This is a genomic window from Sphingobium sp. AP49, from assembly GCF_000281715.2.
In the GTDB taxonomy this organism is placed as follows: domain Bacteria; phylum Pseudomonadota; class Alphaproteobacteria; order Sphingomonadales; family Sphingomonadaceae; genus Sphingobium.
The window spans coordinates 2664600-2683555 of the sequence record NZ_CP124576.1 but is presented as its reverse complement, the minus strand read 5'-3'; the positions used below and the strand labels follow the sequence as shown (position 1 = coordinate 2683555).

The window sequence follows — 18956 nt, the reverse complement described above, 5'->3', positions numbered from 1 at the left end:
GTCTGCGCCGTCGCGCCCGCATTGGCAAGGCGCCTGCCTCTAGAGGACATAAAATGCGTGGTCAACCCCTATTGTTGTAATTTAATTGCCAATTCATTGGTAATTTCAGCATCAATCGGTCTTCTTTCGCGGCGCCAGTCCTGCGGCGGCTGGTTGGAGAACCAGGTATATTGCCGCTTGGCATATTGGCGGGTGGCGAGCTGGCCGCGGGCCATCATGGTGTCACGATCGCTGTCACCTTTGAGCCAGGCGGCGATGTCCGGCACGCCGATCGCCCGCATCACCGGCAGGTCGGGATTGAGATTGCGCGGCAGCAGGGCCTCCACTTCGGCAACGGCGCCCTGATCGATCATCTGCGCGAACCGCCGGTCGCAGCGCTCGATCAGCCAGTCGCGCGGCGGCAGCAGGATCATCGGGGATAGGCTGATGCGGTCGGCGATGCCGCCCTGCTTGTGCTGCTGCCATATCTTCAGCGGCTTGCCGGTCGATCGCACCACCTCCAGCGCGCGGGCAACACGGGTGGTGTCGGCCGGGGCGAGGCGGGCGGCAGCCTCCGGATCTTCGATGCGCAGCGCTTCATGCGCCTGCGCCACCGGCATGGCGCGCACGGTGGCACGGATGTCGGCGTCGATGTCCGGCACCGGCGCGATGCCGTCGAGCAAGGTCCGTATATAAAGGCCGGTGCCGCCGACCAGCACGGGCAGCTTGCCGGCCGCATGGGCCGCATCGATCTCTGCCCTGGCCTCGGCCGCCCAGCGCGCGGCGGAGCACGCTTCCGCTCCGTCGATATGGCCGAACAGGCGATGGGGCACGCCGCCCATTTCCGCTTGCGACGGGCGGGCGGACAGGATCGCCAGGTCGGCATAGACCTGGCTGGCGTCCGCGTTGATGACGACGCCGTCGGCGATCTGGGCCAGGCGGACGGCGAGCGCGCTCTTGCCGCTGGCGGTCGGCCCGGCAATAAGCGCGACCGGTGGGCGGGATTCGCCTGTTTCTGGTTCGGAGTTTGACATGTTCGTCGCGACCTTAGTGGCAGTTGAGACCCTGAAACAGGCGGATATTGCCGAAGCGGCCGGACGGCTGGCCTCTGCCGGCTGCGCCCCGGTCGATAGCGTCTGGCTGGACGAGGGCAAGGCGGCGGATATTTTCTTTGGCAGCGATCCCGTTACCGCCCGCGCCGCGCTGACCGACATTGGCGACCGCGTCGACGTGATCGTGCAGATGGCGGCAGGGCGCGAGAAGACGCTGCTGATCGCCGACATGGATTCGACCATGATCACGGTCGAGTGCATCGACGAGCTGGCCGATTATGCCGGGATCAAGCCGCAGATCGCCGAGATCACCGAACGGGCGATGCGCGGCGAACTGGATTTCGAAGGTGCGCTGCATGGCCGTGTCGCTCTGCTGAAAGGATTGCCCGACAGCGCGATCGACCAGTGCCGCGAGGAGCGGGTGGTGATCATGGGCGGCGCGCGCGAACTGGTGCGCACGATGAAGGCGCGGGGCGCCCGGACGCTGCTCGTGTCGGGGGGATTCACCCGCTTCACCGGGCCGGTGGCGGCGGAAATCGGCTTCGACGTCCATGTCGCCAATGTGCTGGAGATCGCCGATGGCGCGCTGCTTGGCACCGTCACCATGCCGATCGTCGATGCCGCGCGCAAGCGCACCGAACTGGAGGCCGCAATCGACGGCGGCATCGACCGTGCGCTGACGCTGGCGGTGGGCGACGGCGCCAATGACATTCCGATGATCGAAGGGGCGGGGCTGGGCGTCGCCTATCATGCCAAGCCCAAGACCCGCGCGGCGGCGGCGGCCGAGATCATCCATGGCGACTTGTCGGTGCTGCTCTACGCGCAGGGGATCGCTTCGGCCGACTGGGTCCGCGACTGATCCCATATGTCCAACGGCTGGGCGCGCTTGAGGCACGTCCTGCCGTCATTGCACAAGGGTAATGGATTCCATTTCGCCCCTGAACCGTTGTCGTCGCACTGCATCCCGGCAGTGGGTCCAATTGGCGTCGCGACAGGATCGGGACGCACAGGGAGATGATATGAAAATCCAGACAATGGCGCTGGTCGCCGGTAGCCTGCTGGCGCTGAGCGCCTGCTCGAAAAATGATGCGCCGGTGACCAGTGCGCCGCCGCTCGGGCCGGGTGCGATCGCCGGTACCGTGGCCGCCGACCGCAATGGCGATGGCTATGTCGACGGCTATTACACTGCCGATGGCATCTATCACCCGGTCCAGGGTCCGCCCTGTCCGCCGCCACCGCCGCCGCCGGCACCGCCCCGTTCCGGAGAACGCGGCTGAGCAATCCTTCTTTCCGGGCGCGGCAGTCCCGCCGCGCCCCCCGAAATCCCGCTTTCCTGATCCTCGCCGCCCTGATCGCCGGTTTCGTGCCGGGGATGGTGGCTGCGCAGCCGGTTGCCAGTGAGGCGGCTGCCCGCTCCAGCGTGGCCGCTGAAATCCGGTCGGCAGCCAGCGGCAAGCTGCGCGATTTCTATGGCACGCGCGGCTATTGGCCATTGTGGAGCGAGAAGGGCAAAATACGCGCGGATGCAGTCGAAGCCTTGCTGGCCCTGCTCGACAGTGCGGACCAGGATGGCCTGAGGCCACGCGACTATGACGCCAAGGGCCTGGCCCGCGCGATCAAGGAGGCGGATGTCTCGGGCGATCCCAAGGCGCTGGCACGGGTGGATGTCGCCTTGTCGAGGGCGCTGGCAACCTATGTCGCCGATGTGCGCCGGCCTTCCAAAGCGGTGAAGATGCGCTATCTCGACCCGGAGGTGGAACCGCAGACGCCCGACGCGGCCGAAGTGCTGCGCGCGGCTGCGGTGGCGCCTCAGCTTGCCGCCTATATCGAGAAGGCGGGCTGGATGAGCCCGACCTATATGAAATTGCGCGCGGTGCGCGGCGTCTACGAAGCGCGCTGGGGCGGGCTGCCTTCGGTGAGCGTCCCGACCGACGTCAAGCTGCGGCCGGGTGGATCGAGCGGCGAAATCGCCATCCTGCGCCACCGGTTGGGGCTGGCGGACGGCGTGGCCTATGACAAGGCGCTGGCGGCGAAGGTCAAGCAGTTCCAGGCCGACCATGGCCTGGGGGCGGACGGCGTTGCCGGCGTCCAGACGATCGAAGCGCTCAATCGTGGTCCGGGCTATTATGGCCGGATATTGCAGCTCAATCTGGAGCGGGCGCGGCTGCTGCCCGGCCCATGGGTTCGCCATGTCGAGGTCGATGCGGCTTCAGCCCGGCTCTATTATTACAGCGGTGGCGAACTGGACGGATCGATGAAGGTCGTGGCCGGCGCCAAGGAAAGCCAGACGCCGATGATGGCGGGCATGATCCGTTATGCGACGCTCAACCCCTATTGGAATATTCCGCCCGACCTGGTCGAGCGCAAGGTGGCGCCCAAGATCCTGGGTGGGGCGACGCTCAGGAATATGCGTTATGAGGCGCTGAGCGACTGGACCGCTGACGCGCAGACGCTGAACCAGAGCGAGATCGACTGGCAGGCGGTGGCAGCGGGTCAGCGCGAATTGCGCGTGCGCCAGTTGCCGGGCGGCAATAACGCCATGGGGAAGATCAAGTTCATGTTCCCCAATGACCTGGGCATCTATCTGCACGACACGCCCGACCGGGGGCTGTTCACGAAGCCTGTGCGCCATTTCAGCAATGGCTGCGTCCGGCTGGAGGATGCGCAGCGGCTGGGTCGCTGGTTCTTCGGCAAGGCGCCGACGGCGGACAGCGATGCGCCCGAACAATATGTGCCGCTGCCCCGACCGGTGCCGGTCTATCTCACCTATCTGACGGCGATACCGACGGCGGACGGGGTGCAGTTCCTGCCCGACGATTACGGACGGGACGGGGAGTAATTCCCCGTCCTGCCGATTTAGTGGATGCCGGCGACCATCCAAAGCGCCATGGCGACCATCATCACATTTTCGGTGAGCGACACGAAGCCGAGTGGGACATTGCTGCTGCCGCCGACGCAGGCGCATTTGAGTTCGCGCTTGTCGATATAGACCGCCTTGAACACCGATATCGCGCCGATGCCGCCGATGAACAAGGCGACCGGGATCGACAGCCAGGGGGCAAGGCCGGTCAGCATCAGCGTACCCGCGCCCAGTTCCAGGAAGGGATAGGCACGGCCATAGGGAATGACGCGGCGGGCGAGCAGGTCATAGTTCAGGAACATGGTCGCGAACTTGTCGACATCCTGCAGCTTCAGCATGGCGAGCAGCATCATGGCGATGGCGATGAACCGCTCCAGCATCAGCAGGCCGACCAGCGGCGCCAGGGTCAGCCAGTTGATCGCCAGCGCCAGCAGCGCGGCGACGGCAAAGACGGTCAGCACCGGCACATAGCTGGTCGCGCCGGGGACAGGCACCTTGAGGCCCAGGAAGCGACGCAGATCGTCATGGCCGCCGATCCGCTGGCCATCGATGAAGATTTGCGGGGTGGTCTTCACGTCATGCTGCGCCTTGAACGCATCGGTCTCGGCGCGGCTGGTGAGGGCGTGATCTTCGACCCGATAGCCATGGCGGCGCAGCAACCAATGTGCCTTGAGGCCATAAGGACAGACATGGCCGGGCATCACCATGCGATAGAGTTGAGCGACCTTTTCCGGTCCTTGGGGCATTGCATCGTCCTTGTATCGAGTGCGATGCCCCTCATATAGGGTCTGTACCATGGTACGGAGTCAAGGCATGAGCATGACGATTTCCGCACTGGCCCGCGCGGGCGATGTCGGGGTGGAGACGGTGCGTTTCTATCAGCGACGCGGCTTGCTGGATGCGCCCGATCGGCCCGAGGGCAGCGTGCGTCGCTATGGCGAGGGGGATGTGCGGCGACTGCGCTTCATCCGGTCTGCACAGGCAGCGGGTTTCACGCTGGAGCAGATTGGCGAGCTGTTGAATCTGGATGCGGGGCAGGACCGTAAGCGGGCACGAGAGCTCGCGGCGACGCAGATCGCGGTGCTGGATCGGCGTATCGCGGACCTTAGTGCCGCGCGCAGCGCACTGGCGCAACTAGCCCATCAGTGCGAATCGTCAAAGGAGGGGCCATGTCCGATCATCGGCGCCTTCGAGGTCGGCCCTCAGAAATCATCGTCCTGACGTGTCTGCTTCTGCGCCTTCATCCGGCGCAGCATTTCGTTGCGTACCGACAGGGTCGGGTCGCCCGCACGCAGATTGGCGCGCATCAACCGCCGCCGTTCATTGATGACCTGCCAGATATCTTCCGGAGTCTCGCCTTCGGCCATGTCCGTCCGCCTCTTTTCCGTTCGATAGGAGAGGCCTGAATATCGGTTTCGTAACGATCGATCCGTGAGCATGATCACGTAAATAGGCATTTAACGTTGTTAATTCAGTTATATGCAACCGAGGTGATAGGCTTGGCCCGCTGCCTGGCAGGCAGCAACTATGTAGGGCAGCCAGCGTCGATGATCAGAACATCATGCCAAGGCCGATGATCGCGACATTGGCGTCGGGTTCGCCACTGTCGACAAAGAGGCGCTTATATTCGAGCTTGACGTAAATCGCCTCGCTCAAATTCTGCTCCCAGCCGGTGCCCAGACCGATGGCATCGCCACATTCACCACAATCCTTGGATTGCCAGTTGAGGCCCGCGAAGATCTTGCTTCTGGGCAATAACTCCGCGCCGATGCGGCCGCCAATGCCCCAGGCGATGCGGGTATCGTCCGCCAGCAGCTTTTCGGCCGTGCCCTCGACGCCAACGAAGAAGCGCTCATCAAGGTCGATATCATAGCCGACAGCGATGCCGGCAATGGCGTCGGTTGCCTCGTCATTCCAACTCACCCCGCTGGTGAGTTCGACATAAGCTTCGTTCGCAAGGGCGGAGGGGCTGGCACAGGCAAGGGCGGCGGCGAGCGGCAAGATGACATGGCGCATGAAAATAGCTCCGTGATGATCAGCCATGGCTGCATCCGGCAGGAAAGGCTGTCAATCAGGGCCAATAATGGCATGTTTTATCAGAAAATCATTTAATATCAGAATATTGCTTCAATATTCCATGATCTTCCGTAACTCGGGATTTTCCCTGAACGGGCTGGCATGCCGGTTTAGTTTCTCACTGGCCGGGCTGCGACCGGAAAAATGCCCATTCCTCCACAACGCGTCCGTCGGGCAAATGGCAATAGCCGCTGTCCCCGCTGGTGCTGTTGCGGATTTCCAGTCGGCCACCCTGTTCGACGCAATAGGCCGACGCCGGATTGGGCATGCCGATGGCCGGCTTCGGCGCGGGGGCAGCCTGGCAAGCCGCCAGGGGCAGGAGGGTGATGATCGGGAAGGGCTTCATCCTTTTCTCCTGCGCATTCATTGCGCGGTGTGGCGTCCGTTCACTCCAGTCCGGCGACCAGGCCGTCGATCGCGCCCTGGAGGATGTAGCTGGCAGCAAGCTTGTCGACCAGTTCGTCGCGACGGGCACGGCTGGCGTCGGCTTCTAGCAGGGTGCGGGTGACCGCCTGGGTCGACCAGCGTTCGTCCCAGAGCAGGACCGGCAGGCCGATATCCGCGACATTATGGGCGAAGGCGCGGCTCGCCTGGCTGCGGGGTGAATTGGTGCCGTCAAGATTGAGCGGCAGGCCGATGACGATCCCCTTCACCTGCTGCTGCGTCATGAAAGCTTCAAGCGCTGGCTTGTCCTTGCTGAACTTGCCGCGCGTAACGGTGTAGGCGGGGCTGGCGATCGACCATTGGGCATCGCACAGGGCAAGGCCGATCGTCTTGGTGCCCACATCCATGCCGATCAGGCGGCCCCCCTCGGGCAGGGCTGCACGAAATAGCGCGCGATCCGTCGTGACAAGTTTCATGTATCTCCCGAACCTGATCGTTTGAGGAGGAAGCGCTCTGCGCTTCCGCCGATAATGTGAATCAGGTTCTCTTCCTTGTTTCTAGACCTTGATCGCTGCAAGCCGGCCCGACTTGCAGCGATCAAGGTCTAGTGCGTCTTGGTAAAGGCCGCCAATCGCTGGCGGGCGTCGTCGCGCACATTGCCCCAGAACAGACTATAATCATAGACGTGATAATTGTTGCCGGGCAGCGTGTAGGGACCCATGTCGACTGGCTCGCCGATCATCAGTACGCCGCTGGTATCGCAGCGGGCGGGCACCACGCCGGCGACGAGGTGTGGCGGCTTGTCGCCGGCGCGGGCATCGAGCGTGCCGATATTGGCGCTGGCCGGCGCATTGCCGTTGAAGGTGCCGGTGATCGGATTGGTGCAGAGCATGTGCGTGCCCTTGCGCGGCTGGCCGTTGAGGCCGGTCTTGCGCTCGAAGCTTTCGACGACGGCGGAAGGGTCGGCCGGTTCGGCATAGCTCTGCCAACTGACGATGCAGTGCGACTGGTCGCGCTTCGCGCAGGCCGGGAAGCCGAGCGCGGGCAAATCCGCCTCGATCGAGATCGGCCAACCCACGGCATAGATGGCCGCGACCCGGGCAGCGACCGGCTTGCCCGACACTTGTTCGCGCACCAGCTGGAGCAGATGGCGCGAGCCCTGGCTATGGCCGGCAAGGATCAGCGGGCCGGTGGGATTGGCTTTCAGGAAAGCGGCGAAAGCCTGGGTTACGTCGCGATAGGCGGCGGCGAGCGCCTGGTCACCCTCCGGCCCGGTGGTGAGGAAGGCGCCGTAATTGGCCTGGCGATAACGTGGTGCCCAGACATTGCCGGCCGCGCTAAAGGCACTGGCCTGGCCCGAGACGAAGCGGCGCGCGGTTGCGTTGGCTTCGGCATCGTCCAGCGGCGCATTCCAATGCGCATTGCCGAGCGGTGTCACATAGCTGGTCGGGTGGATGAAGAAGATCGCCGCCTTCTGCTCCATCGGCGCGAGATGTGCCGCGCCCTGCGGCGTCCAGCGGGCAGGATTGTCCTTGGCGATGTCGGGGCGAGCGATCCACATCTTCGGATCGTCATAGGCATTGGCGGGCAGTGGCTGGAGCGGCTGGAACGCTTCGCGCGGGACCATCACCGCGCGGATCATCTGCGTGCCCCAGACGCGGTAGGCGAGCAGCATCACGATCACCAGCGCGATGAGGCCGACCACAATATAGAGGAATTTGCGGGCCACTTGCTCTCGTCTCCATCCCTGCGCGGGAGCGTCCCGCCTTCTTGCCGCCTGTCTGGCCCAAGCGGCGCGGCCATGCAAGATGGACGGATGACGCAGGTGGCACTTGAAGCGGGCAGGAGCGGGTGCTAGCGGCTTGGCCCATGTCGATAGACCTTCAGACCGTGAAAAAGATCGCCAGCCTCTCGCGTATTTCGGTGACCGACGCCGAAGCCGAGGCCATGGTGCCCGAACTCAACAATATCCTTGGCTGGGTGGAGCAGCTGGGCGAGGTGGACGTGACCGGCGTAGAGCCGATGACGGCCGTCATCCCCAACCATCAACGGCTGCGCGACGATGTCGTCACCGACGGCAATGTGCGTGACAAGGTGCTGGCCAATGCGCCGCAGGCCGAACATGGCTTTTTCGCGGTGCCCAAGGTGATCGAATAATGCCAAATTCTACAGACAAGAACGCTTTGACTGATCTGACGGTCGCGGAAATCCGCGACGGCTTCCGCGCGGGCGATTTTTCGGCGCGCGAAGTGGCCGAGGGCTTCAACGCCAATGTCGCCGCCGCCAAGGCCTTGAATGCCTTTATTGTGGAAACGCCGGAAAAGGCACTGGCAGCGGCTGACGCTGCAGACAAGGCGAAGGCGGCCGGCGAGACTCTGGGCGCGCTGGCGGGCGTGCCGATCGGCATGAAGGATCTGTTCTGCACCGAAGGCACGCAGACCACCGCCGCGTCGCACATGCTGGAAGGCTTCGTGCCAACCTATGAATCGACCGTGTCGGGCAAGCTGTGGGCCGCGGGCGCGGGCATGCTGGGCAAGCTCAACCTCGACCAGTTCGCCATGGGTTCGTCCAACGAGACCAGCTATTATGGCAATGTGATCTCGCCCTGGCGGCGCAATGATGGCGGCAACGCCGCGCTGGCGCCGGGCGGGTCTTCGGGCGGTTCCTCCTCGGCCATCTCTGCGCGGCTCTGCCCGGCGGCGACCGGCACCGACACCGGTGGCTCGATCCGCCAGCCGGCCGCCTTCACCGGCATTTCGGGCATCAAGCCGACCTATGGCCGCTGCTCGCGCTTCGGCATCGTCGCTTTCGCCAGCTCGCTCGACCAGGCCGGGCCGATGGCGCGCACGGTGCGCGACAATGCGATCCTGCTGGAGGTCATGTCGGGCTTCGATCCCAAGGATTCGACCAGCCTCGATCTGGCCGTACCCCAGTGGGAAGCCAATTTGTCGAGCGATCTCAAGGGCAAGAAGGTCGGTATTCCCAAGGAATATCGCCCCGATGGCCTGAACGCCGAAATCTCCGCCATGTGGGATCGCGGCATCGAATGGCTCAAGGACGCCGGCGCCGAAGTGGTGGACGTGTCGCTGCCGCATACCAAATATGCGCTGCCGACCTATTATATCATCGCCCCGGCCGAAGCCTCGTCGAACCTCGCCCGCTATGACGGCGTGCGTTATGGCCAGCGCGACCTGCCCGATGGGGCGGGGCTGCAGGACATGTATGCCGCGACCCGCGCGGCCGGCTTCGGCCCGGAAGTGAAGCGCCGCATCATGATCGGCACCTATGTGCTCTCGGCCGGCTTCTACGACGCCTATTATACCCAGGCGCAGAAGGTGCGGGCGCTGATCGCGCGCGATTTCGAACAGGCGTTCGAGACGTGCGACCTGCTGCTGACGCCGACCGCGCCGAGCGCCTCCTTCGCGCTGGGCGAGAAGCAGGCCGATCCGCTGGCCATGTATCTGAACGACGTCTTCACGGTGCCGGCCTCGCTGGCCGGGCTACCGGCGATGGCGATCCCGGGCGGGCTGGATGCGGCCGGTCTGCCGATCGGCCTGCAGGTGATCGGCAAGGCGCTGGACGAACAGACCGTGCTGAACGCGTCGCTCGCCATCGAAGAGCGGGCCGGGTTCACCGCGCGGCCGGACAAATGGTGGTAAGCTAGGCAAGAGGCCCCAGGGACGGAGAAGCCATGTTCAGACCGGGCGGTTTTCGGGAACGCAATGTCGAAGTGCTGCGGGAGGCGCAGGCGGCGCTGAACGTCGCCTTCGGCGCGATCCTGAGCGCCTATGTCGGCAATTCGCTGACCGACATCGACAATCGGCCGTTCGACCATGTACTGCTGGCCAAATTCTTCGTCCTGATCGCGCTATTCATCCTGGGCCTGTGCGTGGGTAACGCGGTGATCCTGCGCGGCGAGTTCGGGATGGGGGGCTTTTTCCTCGCCATCGCGCTGGTCGCTGCGCTGTTTGCGCATCATGCAGGCGCGCAACTGGGCTTCGAGGTCATCGTCCTGCGCCTGCTGACCGCCTGCTGGGTCATTGGCCTGCTGGGCAGCAATGCCGTCCTGACCACGATCAACTATATTCATCATCGGAACAGAAAAAAATGAGCAGCTATCGCATCCAGGGCGCAACCGGCGAGTGGGAGGTCGTGATCGGCCTGGAAGTCCACGCGCAGGTCACGTCCAACGCCAAGCTCTTTTCGGGCGCGGCGACCGCGTTCGGCGCGGAACCGAACACGCAGGTCTCGCTGATCGACGCGGCCATGCCCGGCATGCTGCCCGTGCCCAACCGCGAGTGCATCCGCCAGGCGGTGCGCACCGGCATGGCGATCGACGCCCAGATCAACAAATGGTCGCGCTTCGACCGCAAGAATTATTTCTACGCGGATCTGCCGCAGGGCTATCAGATCAGCCAGCTCTATCACCCGATCGTGGGCGAGGGGCAGATCGAGATCGTTCTGGACGAAAAGAATCCCGAAGCCAGCACCAAGGTGATCGGCGTCGAGCGCATCCATGTCGAGCAGGACGCCGGCAAGCTGATGCACGACCAGCATCCCACCAGCTCCTATGTCGACCTCAACCGGTCGGGCGTGGCGCTGATGGAAATCGTGTCGAAGCCGGACATGCGTTCACCTGCCGAAGCAGGGGCTTATCTCTCGAAGCTGCGAACCATTCTTCGCTATGTCGGCTCGTGCGACGGCAATATGGACCAAGGCTCGATGCGCGCCGACGTCAATGTCTCCGTGCGTCGCCCGGGGGAGGAATTTGGCACCCGCACCGAGACCAAGAATGTGAACTCGGTCCGCTTCGTGATGGCCGTGGTCGAGCATGAGGCGAACCGCCAGGTCGATGTGCTGGAGGCCGGCGGCAAGATCGTGCAGGAAACCCGGCTCTATGATCCGGATCGGAACGAGACCCGTTCGATGCGGTCGAAGGAAGATGCGCATGACTATCGCTACTTCCCCGATCCCGACCTGTTGCCGCTGGAACTGGACGATGCCTTCCTGGAGGCATGCCGCCAGTCGCTGCCCGAACTGCCGGACGCGAAGCTGCGTCGTTATGCGCAGGATCTGGGCCTGTCCGCCTACAACGCCGCGACCCTGACCGCCGACGCCGACACGGCGCGCTGGTTCGAGGCGCTGCTGGCCGAAGGCGCGCGCATCCAGAAGAAGAGCGAGAGCGAAGTCGCCAAGGCATCGGCCAACTGGCTGCTGTCGGAGCTGTATGGCGCGCTCAACCGCATTGGCAAAAGCCTTGAGGAAAGCCCGGTAAGCCCCGAGGAAGGCGCTGAATTGCTGGCGCTGGTGGCCGATGGCACGATCAGCGGCACGATCGCGAAGCAGGTGTTCGAGATCATGCTGGAAACCGGCGACAAGCCCGGCAAGATCGTCGAGGAAAAGGGCCTGAAGCAGACCAGCGACACCGGTGCGATCGAAGCGGCGGTGGCCAAGGTGCTGGCCGACAATGGCGACAAGGTCGAGCAGTATCGCGGCGGCAAGGAAGCGCTGTTCGGCTTCTTCGTCGGCCAGACGATGAAGGCGATGCAGGGCAAGGCCAATCCCCAGGTCGTCAACGAACTGGTGAAGAAGGCGCTCGCCGGCTGAGGCCAGGACGTCAATCGACGGAAAAAAAGGGGTGATGGCGATGCCATCGCCCCTTTTTTCTTGGCCCATTGCCATATCATCGGGCTTTGCTGCACGGGACAGTTGCGGGGACGAAAAAGAAACGCCGCATGAAAAAGGGGCGTTGCTCGGGTGAAACCCATGCAACGCCCCTCTTTTTTGCCCTGGCGCTCCTTGGGGAGGAACATCATGCCATGGCGCAACTGGCGGACCGGGAGGGTCTGTGGGGTGTGGCCCGCCAATTCATGAGTGAGACGTCACAGGACGAAGTTTACCGTCGCCCTAAATGAGATCGCCACATGACTTTGTTGTTGTTCGGCGCCGAATTCACCGCCGACCCGGAAGGTATCGGTGCCGCCATAGAGGCGGGCGCGGCCGGTCCAGCCATTGGTGCGCTCGTCAGCGACCAGGGTGAAGGCGTCGCCATCCTTGAAATAGGCGACCGTGTTGCCGAGCGAACCGCCGATGATCTGGCGACGGCCGCCTTCCAGCTCGATCCGTGCCCAGCCATCCTCGCGATTGAGGCTGCCCAGTTCATAGCCGACGGACACGCTGCCATTCGCGGTCAGTTCGTCGCTGGTGCGGCTCATCACGGTCAGGTCATAGGCATCGCCGCCGCCAGTCTCGCTATAGCCGTCTTCCTTCAGGCGATAATAGTCGATGCCGACGGACGGACGCAGGCTGAACCGGTCGAACTGCAGCTGATAGGAAAGGCCGCCGGTTGCCGAATAGAGCTGGCCGGACCAGTCGCCCTTGGCGGTACGCAGCACATCGTCGATCTGGAAATTGCGGGTGCCGTTGAAGTTGATCTGTGCCGCCGATGCACGGGCGAAGGCCTGGAGCGGACCCCAACTGCCGCGCCAGTGCGCTGCCAGTTCATACTGATCGGAATCGACGGCATTGTTCGAGCTGTCGCTGTTGTCGCTGCCATGGATATAGGCGAACGAGCCGCCGAAGGCGCCCAGATCGGTCAGATATTCGACGCCGCCGCCAGCACCCCAGCCATTGATATCGTAGGACGCGGTGTCGCCCAGGCTCTTGGAACTGCCGAAGGCGACCTGTTGGAGCCAGAAGCCGAGCCTGCCATCCTTGGTGCGATAGATGCCGTTGGGATCGGACAGGATCCGCGCCGTTGCGCGCGAACCGGCGGTGACGGCCTCGAATGTGCCACCGGCATGTTCGGGCAGCATTTGACGCAGCGCAGCGTTCAGCGTTGCGCCATCGGTGATCCCCAGATAGGCGCCGGCGACTGTGCTATCGTTATCGAGGGCATTGAAGATTGCGGAATAAGCCCTTGAGAGCGATCCAGTCAGGCCCAGTTCCGACGTCGTTTTGGCGGCGATGGACAGGGTGACATCGCCGGTCGTGCTGTCGCCCGAGACGCTGCCCTTGAACATGTAAGGGAGCAGGGTCTGGCTGTCGAGCGCGGGGCTGCCGGACAGCGATCCGGCGCGGACGATCACATAATCGCCCTCAGAGCCCCCGACCTGGGTAAGCGCCACCTTGACCTTCGATCCGCTGGCGAAGCTGGCCGCCCCGGCTACATCATAGACGGTATGGCTGCCGTCCGCGCCATTGATGGTGACGCCCAGGGTCGAACCCGAACTGGCGCTGAGCGAGGCGAGCGCGACCGACCCGGTGTTGGAGGCCGCCAGCGTCCCACCATTCAAAACCAGCGCGATATTGCCGCTGTTGCTGATGGCGCCGCTGTAGCTGGATGTACCGCCGAGCGTCATCGTGCCTGCGCCGCCGCCGAAATCGAGCGCACCCGCCATTTTGGCGGTATCGGCCAGGGTGAGGACGGCGCCGGTACCGGCATAGCTGACATTGCCGGTCAGCGTCGAACTGCCCGACAGGGCCAGGCTGTTGTTGCCCGCGCCCAGGTTCACATTGCCGATGATCGTACCTGCCGACACCGTCATGACGTCATTGCCGGAACCCAGCTTGATAGTTCCGGTGATGTTGGGCGCTGCCGCGGTGGCAGAGGCCGCGGCCTGGGTCAGGGTGACGCCGCTGCTGTTGGCGCTAAGGTCGATCGCGACATTGGTGAGGCCGCCTGCCGCGCTGATCTTGCCGGTGTTGCTGAGGCTGGTGACGGTTCCGGCGCTGTCGAGGATGCCGATCGCGCTGCCCTTTTCATCGTCGAGGGCGAGGGCGCCGATCGCGCCGCTGACCTTGATCGTGGTGACATTGGCACCGGCATCGATCACCAGAGCGCGGGCACTGGTGTTGGCGAGCGATGCGCCGGTGGCGCTGACGGTGCCGGACACCTCGACCGTCGGCACGGTAGCGCCCGATCCGAGGCGCAGGCCGGTGGCGTTGCTGTCATAGGAAGTGGCAGCGACCGAGCCGGCGATCAGCATGCCCTTGGCCACCGTGACGTCGCCGCCAAGACCACCAATAACCATGCCGTTCGCGGACACGCCGTCATAGATGCCGTAGCCGCCGATCGCGCCGCGCACGACGATGCCGTAGCCGCTGCTATCGGCCGCGACCACGCCGATGCTGGTGTCGGCATCGGCCGCACCGACCTGAACCGCCGCCGCCGAGCCATAGGTAACGACCTGGGCAGTGGTTTCGGTGGTATCGGTCAGGCCGTCATCGTCAATGTCGGTGTCATCATCATCGTCATCGTCGCTGGCGGTGGGCGGCACGTCGAAGATCACGCCGCCGCTGACATTGCCGGCGATGACCAGCGCCGATCCACCCTGTAACAGGTCGTCGGCGTCAAGCTTGGTCACGTCGCTCGGACGGGTAGTGTAGCGATAGCCGGTGCTGATCAGTGTGCCCTGAATCTTCAATGCGCCGCCGATGTCGCCCAGCAATGCAACGGCGGTGCTGTTCGCACCAACCGTGTTGATCGCACCCCGAATGGTGGCGTTGCCGCTGATGTCGTTGGCCACGACACCATAGCTGTTGTCGCCGACCACGCTGGTCGATCCATAGGTCGACAGATTGCCGGTCAATGCGGAATTGATGCGGATGCCGGCGGAGTTGTTGCCCTCGATCGTGATCGTGCCGCTATTGTCGACATTGCCGATATGAGCAGCGCCGGCCGCGACCAATATGCCGTTCTTGTTGGTCTGCTTGGAGAAGGGACCGTCAAGATCGCCATCGCTGTCGCTGTCGGTCGCGGTATAATCCTCGTCCAGCGTGATCGTGCCGCTGTTGGTGATGTTCCCGGTCGTTCCCGCCGAGGCGAGGATGCCGGTCGCGTTGTCGACGTTGGAAATCTTCAGCGTGCCAGCGTTGCCGACATTGTTGTTGCTGTCCATCGTGATCGCCGTGCCGCTGGTCAGCGTGATGCTGCCAGCCGAACTGACGGTGATGGAATCAGGGGCGCCGGAGGCGGCCGTGGAGGTCTTTACGGCGGTGGTGGTCGATGAACCGATGGTGGTTTCCGCCGCGGCGTCGGTAGCCACCAGGGCAACCAGGACCGGAGCGATGGCCGTGCAGGCCAGCAAATGTCGCATGATGTCTCCTCTGAATGCCACGCCGTTTGATGGGCGCGTACATGCCGCATGGACGGCACCGTCCGGGCTGTCCCGTCAGGGAAAATGCGAAGCAGCAGCGTCGGGAGGGGATTTAGAAGGCGAAGTCGAGGCCGAGGCGCATCGTGCGGGGGCGCAGCGGGGTATAATAATCGGTGCGCAGGTCGAACGGGGTGCCGAGCGAGAAGCGATTACCGTCGCTGTCGAGAATGTTGGTGAGCGCCAGCGATAGTTCGAGCGGGCCGCGCGCTACCGAAGCCGACAGGCTGGTATCGACATAGTCGCCCTGGGTACGGCCCAGGATCGGCCCGACGCCCAGGCGCGACTTGCCGATATAGCGGGCCGATGCCGATAGATGCAGGCGCATGGCGTCGCCCAGCGGCGCGCGATAGTCGGCAGCCAACCGACCGCCCAGATTGGCGACATTGGGCAGGGTCAGCGATCGCCCTTCATATGACAGCGCCCGCACGAACTGGGCCGGCTGGGTCAGGCGGCTATCATTATAGATGATGCTGCCATCGAGGCTCAGGCTTGGCAGTGGGCGAAGGGTCAGGCGCCCCTCCACCGTATAGATACGTCCATCGCCGATATTGGCGGTGGTGGGCAGGCCGATCCGGTCGGTGACATCGGCCTGGATATCCTTCCAGTCGGTATAGGCGACATTGCCGCTGATCGCGATTGGATCGCGCCCCGGAACGCCCTGACGGAACCCCAGTTCCAGCGTCGAGATACGATCGTTGCGGAAGAATTGGGCGCGCTGGTCGTCGACTGCGAGGCCGCCGGGGCGGAAGCCCTGTTCAAACCGGGCATAGAGGGTGAGGCCCTTGACCGCGTCGCTGAGCAGCGAGACGGAGGGGAGAAAGATGGTTTCCGACCGGTCGGCCTGCGCCTCGACCCGGGCGAGGTCGGCGACCGCCGAAAGCATGGCAACCGGGTCGATGGCCTCGCCGGTCAGGCGGCTGTTGGTCAGGCGGCCGCCGAGGGTGGCGACCAGGCCCTTGAACGGCTCGAACGAGGCTTCGCCGAACAGGGTAATTTCCTTGATCCGGTTGCGTACGCCGGTCGCGGTAGCAGGGCGACCGCGGCCATAGAGCGGTACGCCGGGCAGGATTTCGACTGCGGGAGCGGCAAGCGCTCCATAGCTGATCAACGAGCGCTGGATGCTCGATGTGCTTTCGAGATAGGAGGCGCCGACCAACCAGCCCAGGCCATTGTCGAGATCGCGCACCAGCCGATTTTCGGTTGAGAATAGCTCGACCTTGTTGCGCTGGCGGAACAGGGCAGGCGCGCCCTCTGGCTGGGTTGCGTCATAGCTTTCGGACAGGATGTTGCGGACATAGCCCGTGGATGAGACGAAACGAAGATCGTCCCATTGATGTTCGATCCGGGCGTTGGCCAGAACATAGTCGGCATAATAGGGCTGCGCGACGCTGGACGCCCGCTCCAGTCGGCCGACTTCGCGGCTGGCATATTGGGCGTCGTCGCCTTCGATATGTTGATAGGCGGTGCTGAGATCGATGGTCCAGTCGTCGCTTGGCGCGATGCGCAGGGCCGCACGCCCACCATAGGTGCGGGTGCGGTTGACGTCATCCTTGTCGCGCAGGACATCGTCGATGTAGCCGCCTTCCTGCATGCCATAGCCCACGACACGCAGCGCAATCTTCTCGGCCAGGATCGGCAGGTTGAGGATGGCGGACAAATCGCCGCCCGGATCGCCATGCTGGGTTGCCGACAGGCCGGTCGATATCTGGCCGCCGAAATTCGCAAGGTCGGGGGCGTTGGGGACGATACGGATGATACCGCCCAACGATCCCGCGCCGTAGAGCGTGCCCTGGGGGCCTTCCAGTACCTCGACCCCGCGTACGTCGTACAGCTTCAGGTCGGGGTCGGGGGCGGCGTAGTTGAGCCGCATGTCGCCCAGATATTGGCCCGTCGTCGCCTGGGTCGGGCCGGCCACGCCGGAATCGGCGATGGCGCGGACGAACAGCTTGTTGCGGCCGGCACCTGCATGGGTCGAACTGAGGCTGGCGACGCGGGTCAAGATGGCGGCAGTGCCCTGGGCGGCGTCAGCGGCGGCGAAGAATCCGCCATCGACCGCTTCCACCATGCCGGCATAGCGGGGGAGCGGTGTATCGCGCTTTGATGCTGTGACGATGATTTCCGCCGTCGCTTCTTCCGCGACGGGCAGCAGGCGTGCGGCCGCCGGCAGGGGCGGCGCCGTGCCGGTGAGCATGGGCCGGCGACGGACGATCCGCCAGCTGCTGTCGTCAATCCGCCGCGCGTTTGCGCCGCTGCCCTTCAGCAACCGATCCAGTGCATCACGGGTCGACATGCGGCCCTTGATCGCCGGGGTCGGAATGCTGGCCAGCGACTGGTCCGACATGCCTATGCTGGCGCCCGTCTGACGGCCGAGCGCCACCATCGCCTCGCCCAGGCGTCCCGGGGCGAGGTCGATTTGCTGTCTGTCTGCCGCTTGCGCTGGCGATGCGGCCGTGATGGCAAGGGCGGTGACGAAAAGGGCGTCAGTTCTGCGGCCCATTCCCTTCCTTCAGCAGCCATCCATTTCCTTGTCGGATGGCGGACAGGCCCATCAGGGGGGCTGCAGTGGCGAAGAATCGGGCAGGATCCCGCTCCAGCCGGATGGTGCCGGTAAAATGCGATGCGCCGGCGCCGGGGGTTACGGACAGTCGGATGCCCAGCGACCGGGCGATGTCCTGGCTAATGTCGCCAACGGCGGCATTGCTGTAGATCAGCTGGCCCTGGCGCCAACTGGCGACCGCCTGTGGGGCAACGTCCATGACACGCAGCCCGTCGGCACCATCGCTGAGCGCACGGCCGGCAGGCAGGGCGATGGCTTCGGCCTGCGGATTGTAGATGACCTTGCCTTCGGACACACCGATGCGGGTGGCGTCGCCGTCATGGACAATGTTGAAGACGGTGCCGGCATCCTCGAACACGGCGTCGCCCACGGTCACGCGGAACGGATCGGCGGCGTCATGGCGCACGGTGAAGGCGGCTTCGCCTGCATCAAGCGCGGCAAAGCGCAGATTCTTGCGATCGAGGCGCAGGGTGGTGCCGCCGTTCAGTTCGATCTTCGTGCCGTCGTCCAGCGCGATGCTGCGCGTTTCACCCGGGCGGGTGGTGATGCTGTAGATATCGCTGCGGTTGAGCAGGCCGACCGAGATGGCGGCGACCAGCGCGGCCGCGATCGCGCCGCCGCCGATCCAGCGCAGCGGGCGCCGATCGCCGACATCATTGGCGGCAACGGGCATGACGACGGGTTCTGCCGGAACCATGTCCGCCAGGTCCGCGTCCGCCGCCATCAGCGCATCATAGGCGGTCGCGCGGGCGGGATCGCCCTCCAGCCAGATGGTGAAGGCGTCCCAGTCGTCAAATTCGGGATCGCGCGTGCGGATCACCCACCCGAGCGCCTCCTCATTCATCATGGCCTGTGCCCTGTTCATTTCTTGCCCCTTGAAGAGCCAGACG

The 18956-nt window shown here is 64.3% G+C and carries 18 protein-coding genes; 8 read left to right on the top strand and 10 right to left on the bottom strand.

Going from position 1 to position 18956, the window contains the following annotated elements:
• Nucleotides 1–68 precede the first annotated feature (68 nt).
• A complete protein-coding gene (miaA, locus tag PMI04_RS12810; RefSeq protein ID WP_007707512.1) occupies nt 69–1013 on the bottom strand; it encodes a tRNA (adenosine(37)-N6)-dimethylallyltransferase MiaA in 945 nt (314 codons plus the stop codon).
• Between miaA and serB the strand changes: the two genes are divergently transcribed.
• From serB to PMI04_RS12795, 3 genes are all read left to right on the top strand, one after another.
• On the top strand, nt 1012–1890 hold the full coding sequence (gene serB / locus PMI04_RS12805) for a phosphoserine phosphatase SerB (protein ID WP_037485775.1): 879 nt from the start codon (nt 1012–1014) through the stop codon (nt 1888–1890). The two genes, miaA and serB, sit on opposite strands and share 2 nt — an antisense overlap.
• A 160-nt stretch (nt 1891–2050) precedes the next feature.
• Nucleotides 2051–2308 carry a hypothetical protein gene (locus PMI04_RS12800; RefSeq protein WP_007707506.1) on the top strand — a complete coding sequence of 86 codons (258 nt, stop codon included), beginning with the start codon at nt 2051–2053 and terminating at the stop codon, nt 2306–2308.
• 95 nt (nt 2309–2403) lie between these two features.
• Nucleotides 2404–3870, top strand: a complete 1467-nt coding sequence (locus PMI04_RS12795; protein WP_007707503.1) for a L,D-transpeptidase family protein — start codon at nt 2404–2406, stop codon at nt 3868–3870.
• Between the two features lie 17 nt (nt 3871–3887).
• Here the strand turns inward: PMI04_RS12795 and PMI04_RS12790 are convergent, their stop codons facing one another.
• Entirely contained in the window at nt 3888–4637 is a 750-nt protein-coding gene (locus PMI04_RS12790; RefSeq protein ID WP_007707500.1) for a MauE/DoxX family redox-associated membrane protein, read from the bottom strand.
• Between the two features lie 67 nt (nt 4638–4704).
• Between PMI04_RS12790 and PMI04_RS12785 the strand changes: the two genes are divergently transcribed.
• Nucleotides 4705–5112 (top strand): MerR family transcriptional regulator, encoded by a 408-nt coding sequence (locus tag PMI04_RS12785; protein WP_007707497.1) that lies wholly within the window; start codon nt 4705–4707, stop codon nt 5110–5112.
• Here the strand turns inward: PMI04_RS12785 and PMI04_RS12780 are convergent.
• From PMI04_RS12780 to PMI04_RS12760, 5 genes are all read right to left on the bottom strand, one after another.
• Complete coding sequence (locus PMI04_RS12780; RefSeq protein WP_007707494.1) at nt 5094–5258, bottom strand: hypothetical protein; 165 nt, start codon at nt 5256–5258, stop codon at nt 5094–5096. The genes PMI04_RS12785 and PMI04_RS12780 overlap by 19 nt on opposite strands.
• A 184-nt stretch (nt 5259–5442) precedes the next feature.
• Nucleotides 5443–5907, bottom strand: coding sequence for a hypothetical protein (locus PMI04_RS12775; RefSeq protein ID WP_007707492.1), 465 nt, complete (start codon nt 5905–5907; stop codon nt 5443–5445).
• 178 nt (nt 5908–6085) lie between these two features.
• A complete protein-coding gene (locus PMI04_RS12770) occupies nt 6086–6313 on the bottom strand; it encodes a DUF333 domain-containing protein (protein WP_007707491.1) in 228 nt (75 codons plus the stop codon).
• A gap of 40 nt (nt 6314–6353) precedes the next feature.
• Nucleotides 6354–6827, bottom strand: a complete 474-nt coding sequence (ruvX, locus tag PMI04_RS12765) for a Holliday junction resolvase RuvX (protein ID WP_007707490.1) — start codon at nt 6825–6827, stop codon at nt 6354–6356.
• A gap of 128 nt (nt 6828–6955) precedes the next feature.
• Nucleotides 6956–8080 (bottom strand): DUF3089 domain-containing protein, encoded by a 1125-nt coding sequence (locus tag PMI04_RS12760; RefSeq protein ID WP_007707488.1) that lies wholly within the window; start codon nt 8078–8080, stop codon nt 6956–6958.
• Between the two features lie 140 nt (nt 8081–8220).
• Between PMI04_RS12760 and gatC the strand changes: the two genes are divergently transcribed.
• From gatC to gatB, 4 genes are read left to right on the top strand one after another with little or no spacing between them, the layout of a single operon-like run.
• Complete coding sequence (gatC, locus tag PMI04_RS12755; RefSeq protein WP_007707480.1) at nt 8221–8508, top strand: Asp-tRNA(Asn)/Glu-tRNA(Gln) amidotransferase subunit GatC; 288 nt, start codon at nt 8221–8223, stop codon at nt 8506–8508.
• Nucleotides 8508–10010 carry an Asp-tRNA(Asn)/Glu-tRNA(Gln) amidotransferase subunit GatA gene (gene gatA / locus PMI04_RS12750; protein WP_007707477.1) on the top strand — a complete coding sequence of 501 codons (1503 nt, stop codon included), beginning with the start codon at nt 8508–8510 and terminating at the stop codon, nt 10008–10010. The genes gatC and gatA overlap by 1 nt, the downstream gene beginning before the upstream one ends.
• 32 nt (nt 10011–10042) lie before the next feature.
• Nucleotides 10043–10462 carry a hypothetical protein gene (locus PMI04_RS12745; RefSeq protein ID WP_007707473.1) on the top strand — a complete coding sequence of 140 codons (420 nt, stop codon included), beginning with the start codon at nt 10043–10045 and terminating at the stop codon, nt 10460–10462.
• Entirely contained in the window at nt 10459–11958 is a 1500-nt protein-coding gene (gene gatB, locus PMI04_RS12740; protein ID WP_007707470.1) for an Asp-tRNA(Asn)/Glu-tRNA(Gln) amidotransferase subunit GatB, read from the top strand. The genes PMI04_RS12745 and gatB overlap by 4 nt, the downstream gene beginning before the upstream one ends.
• 275 nt (nt 11959–12233) lie before the next feature.
• Here the strand turns inward: gatB and PMI04_RS12735 are convergent, their stop codons facing one another.
• The 3 genes from PMI04_RS12735 to PMI04_RS12725 all read right to left on the bottom strand — a co-directional run bounded on the left by PMI04_RS12735 (nt 12234) and on the right by PMI04_RS12725 (nt 18913).
• Nucleotides 12234–15449 (bottom strand): autotransporter outer membrane beta-barrel domain-containing protein, encoded by a 3216-nt coding sequence (locus tag PMI04_RS12735; RefSeq protein ID WP_007707467.1) that lies wholly within the window; start codon nt 15447–15449, stop codon nt 12234–12236.
• Nucleotides 15450–15561: 112 nt separating this feature from the next.
• Entirely contained in the window at nt 15562–18006 is a 2445-nt protein-coding gene (locus tag PMI04_RS12730) for a TonB-dependent receptor (RefSeq protein WP_007707466.1), read from the bottom strand.
• Complete coding sequence (locus tag PMI04_RS12725) at nt 17990–18913, bottom strand: FecR domain-containing protein (RefSeq protein WP_007707465.1); 924 nt, start codon at nt 18911–18913, stop codon at nt 17990–17992. The genes PMI04_RS12730 and PMI04_RS12725 overlap by 17 nt, the downstream gene beginning before the upstream one ends.
• Nucleotides 18914–18956: the final 43 nt, after the last annotated feature.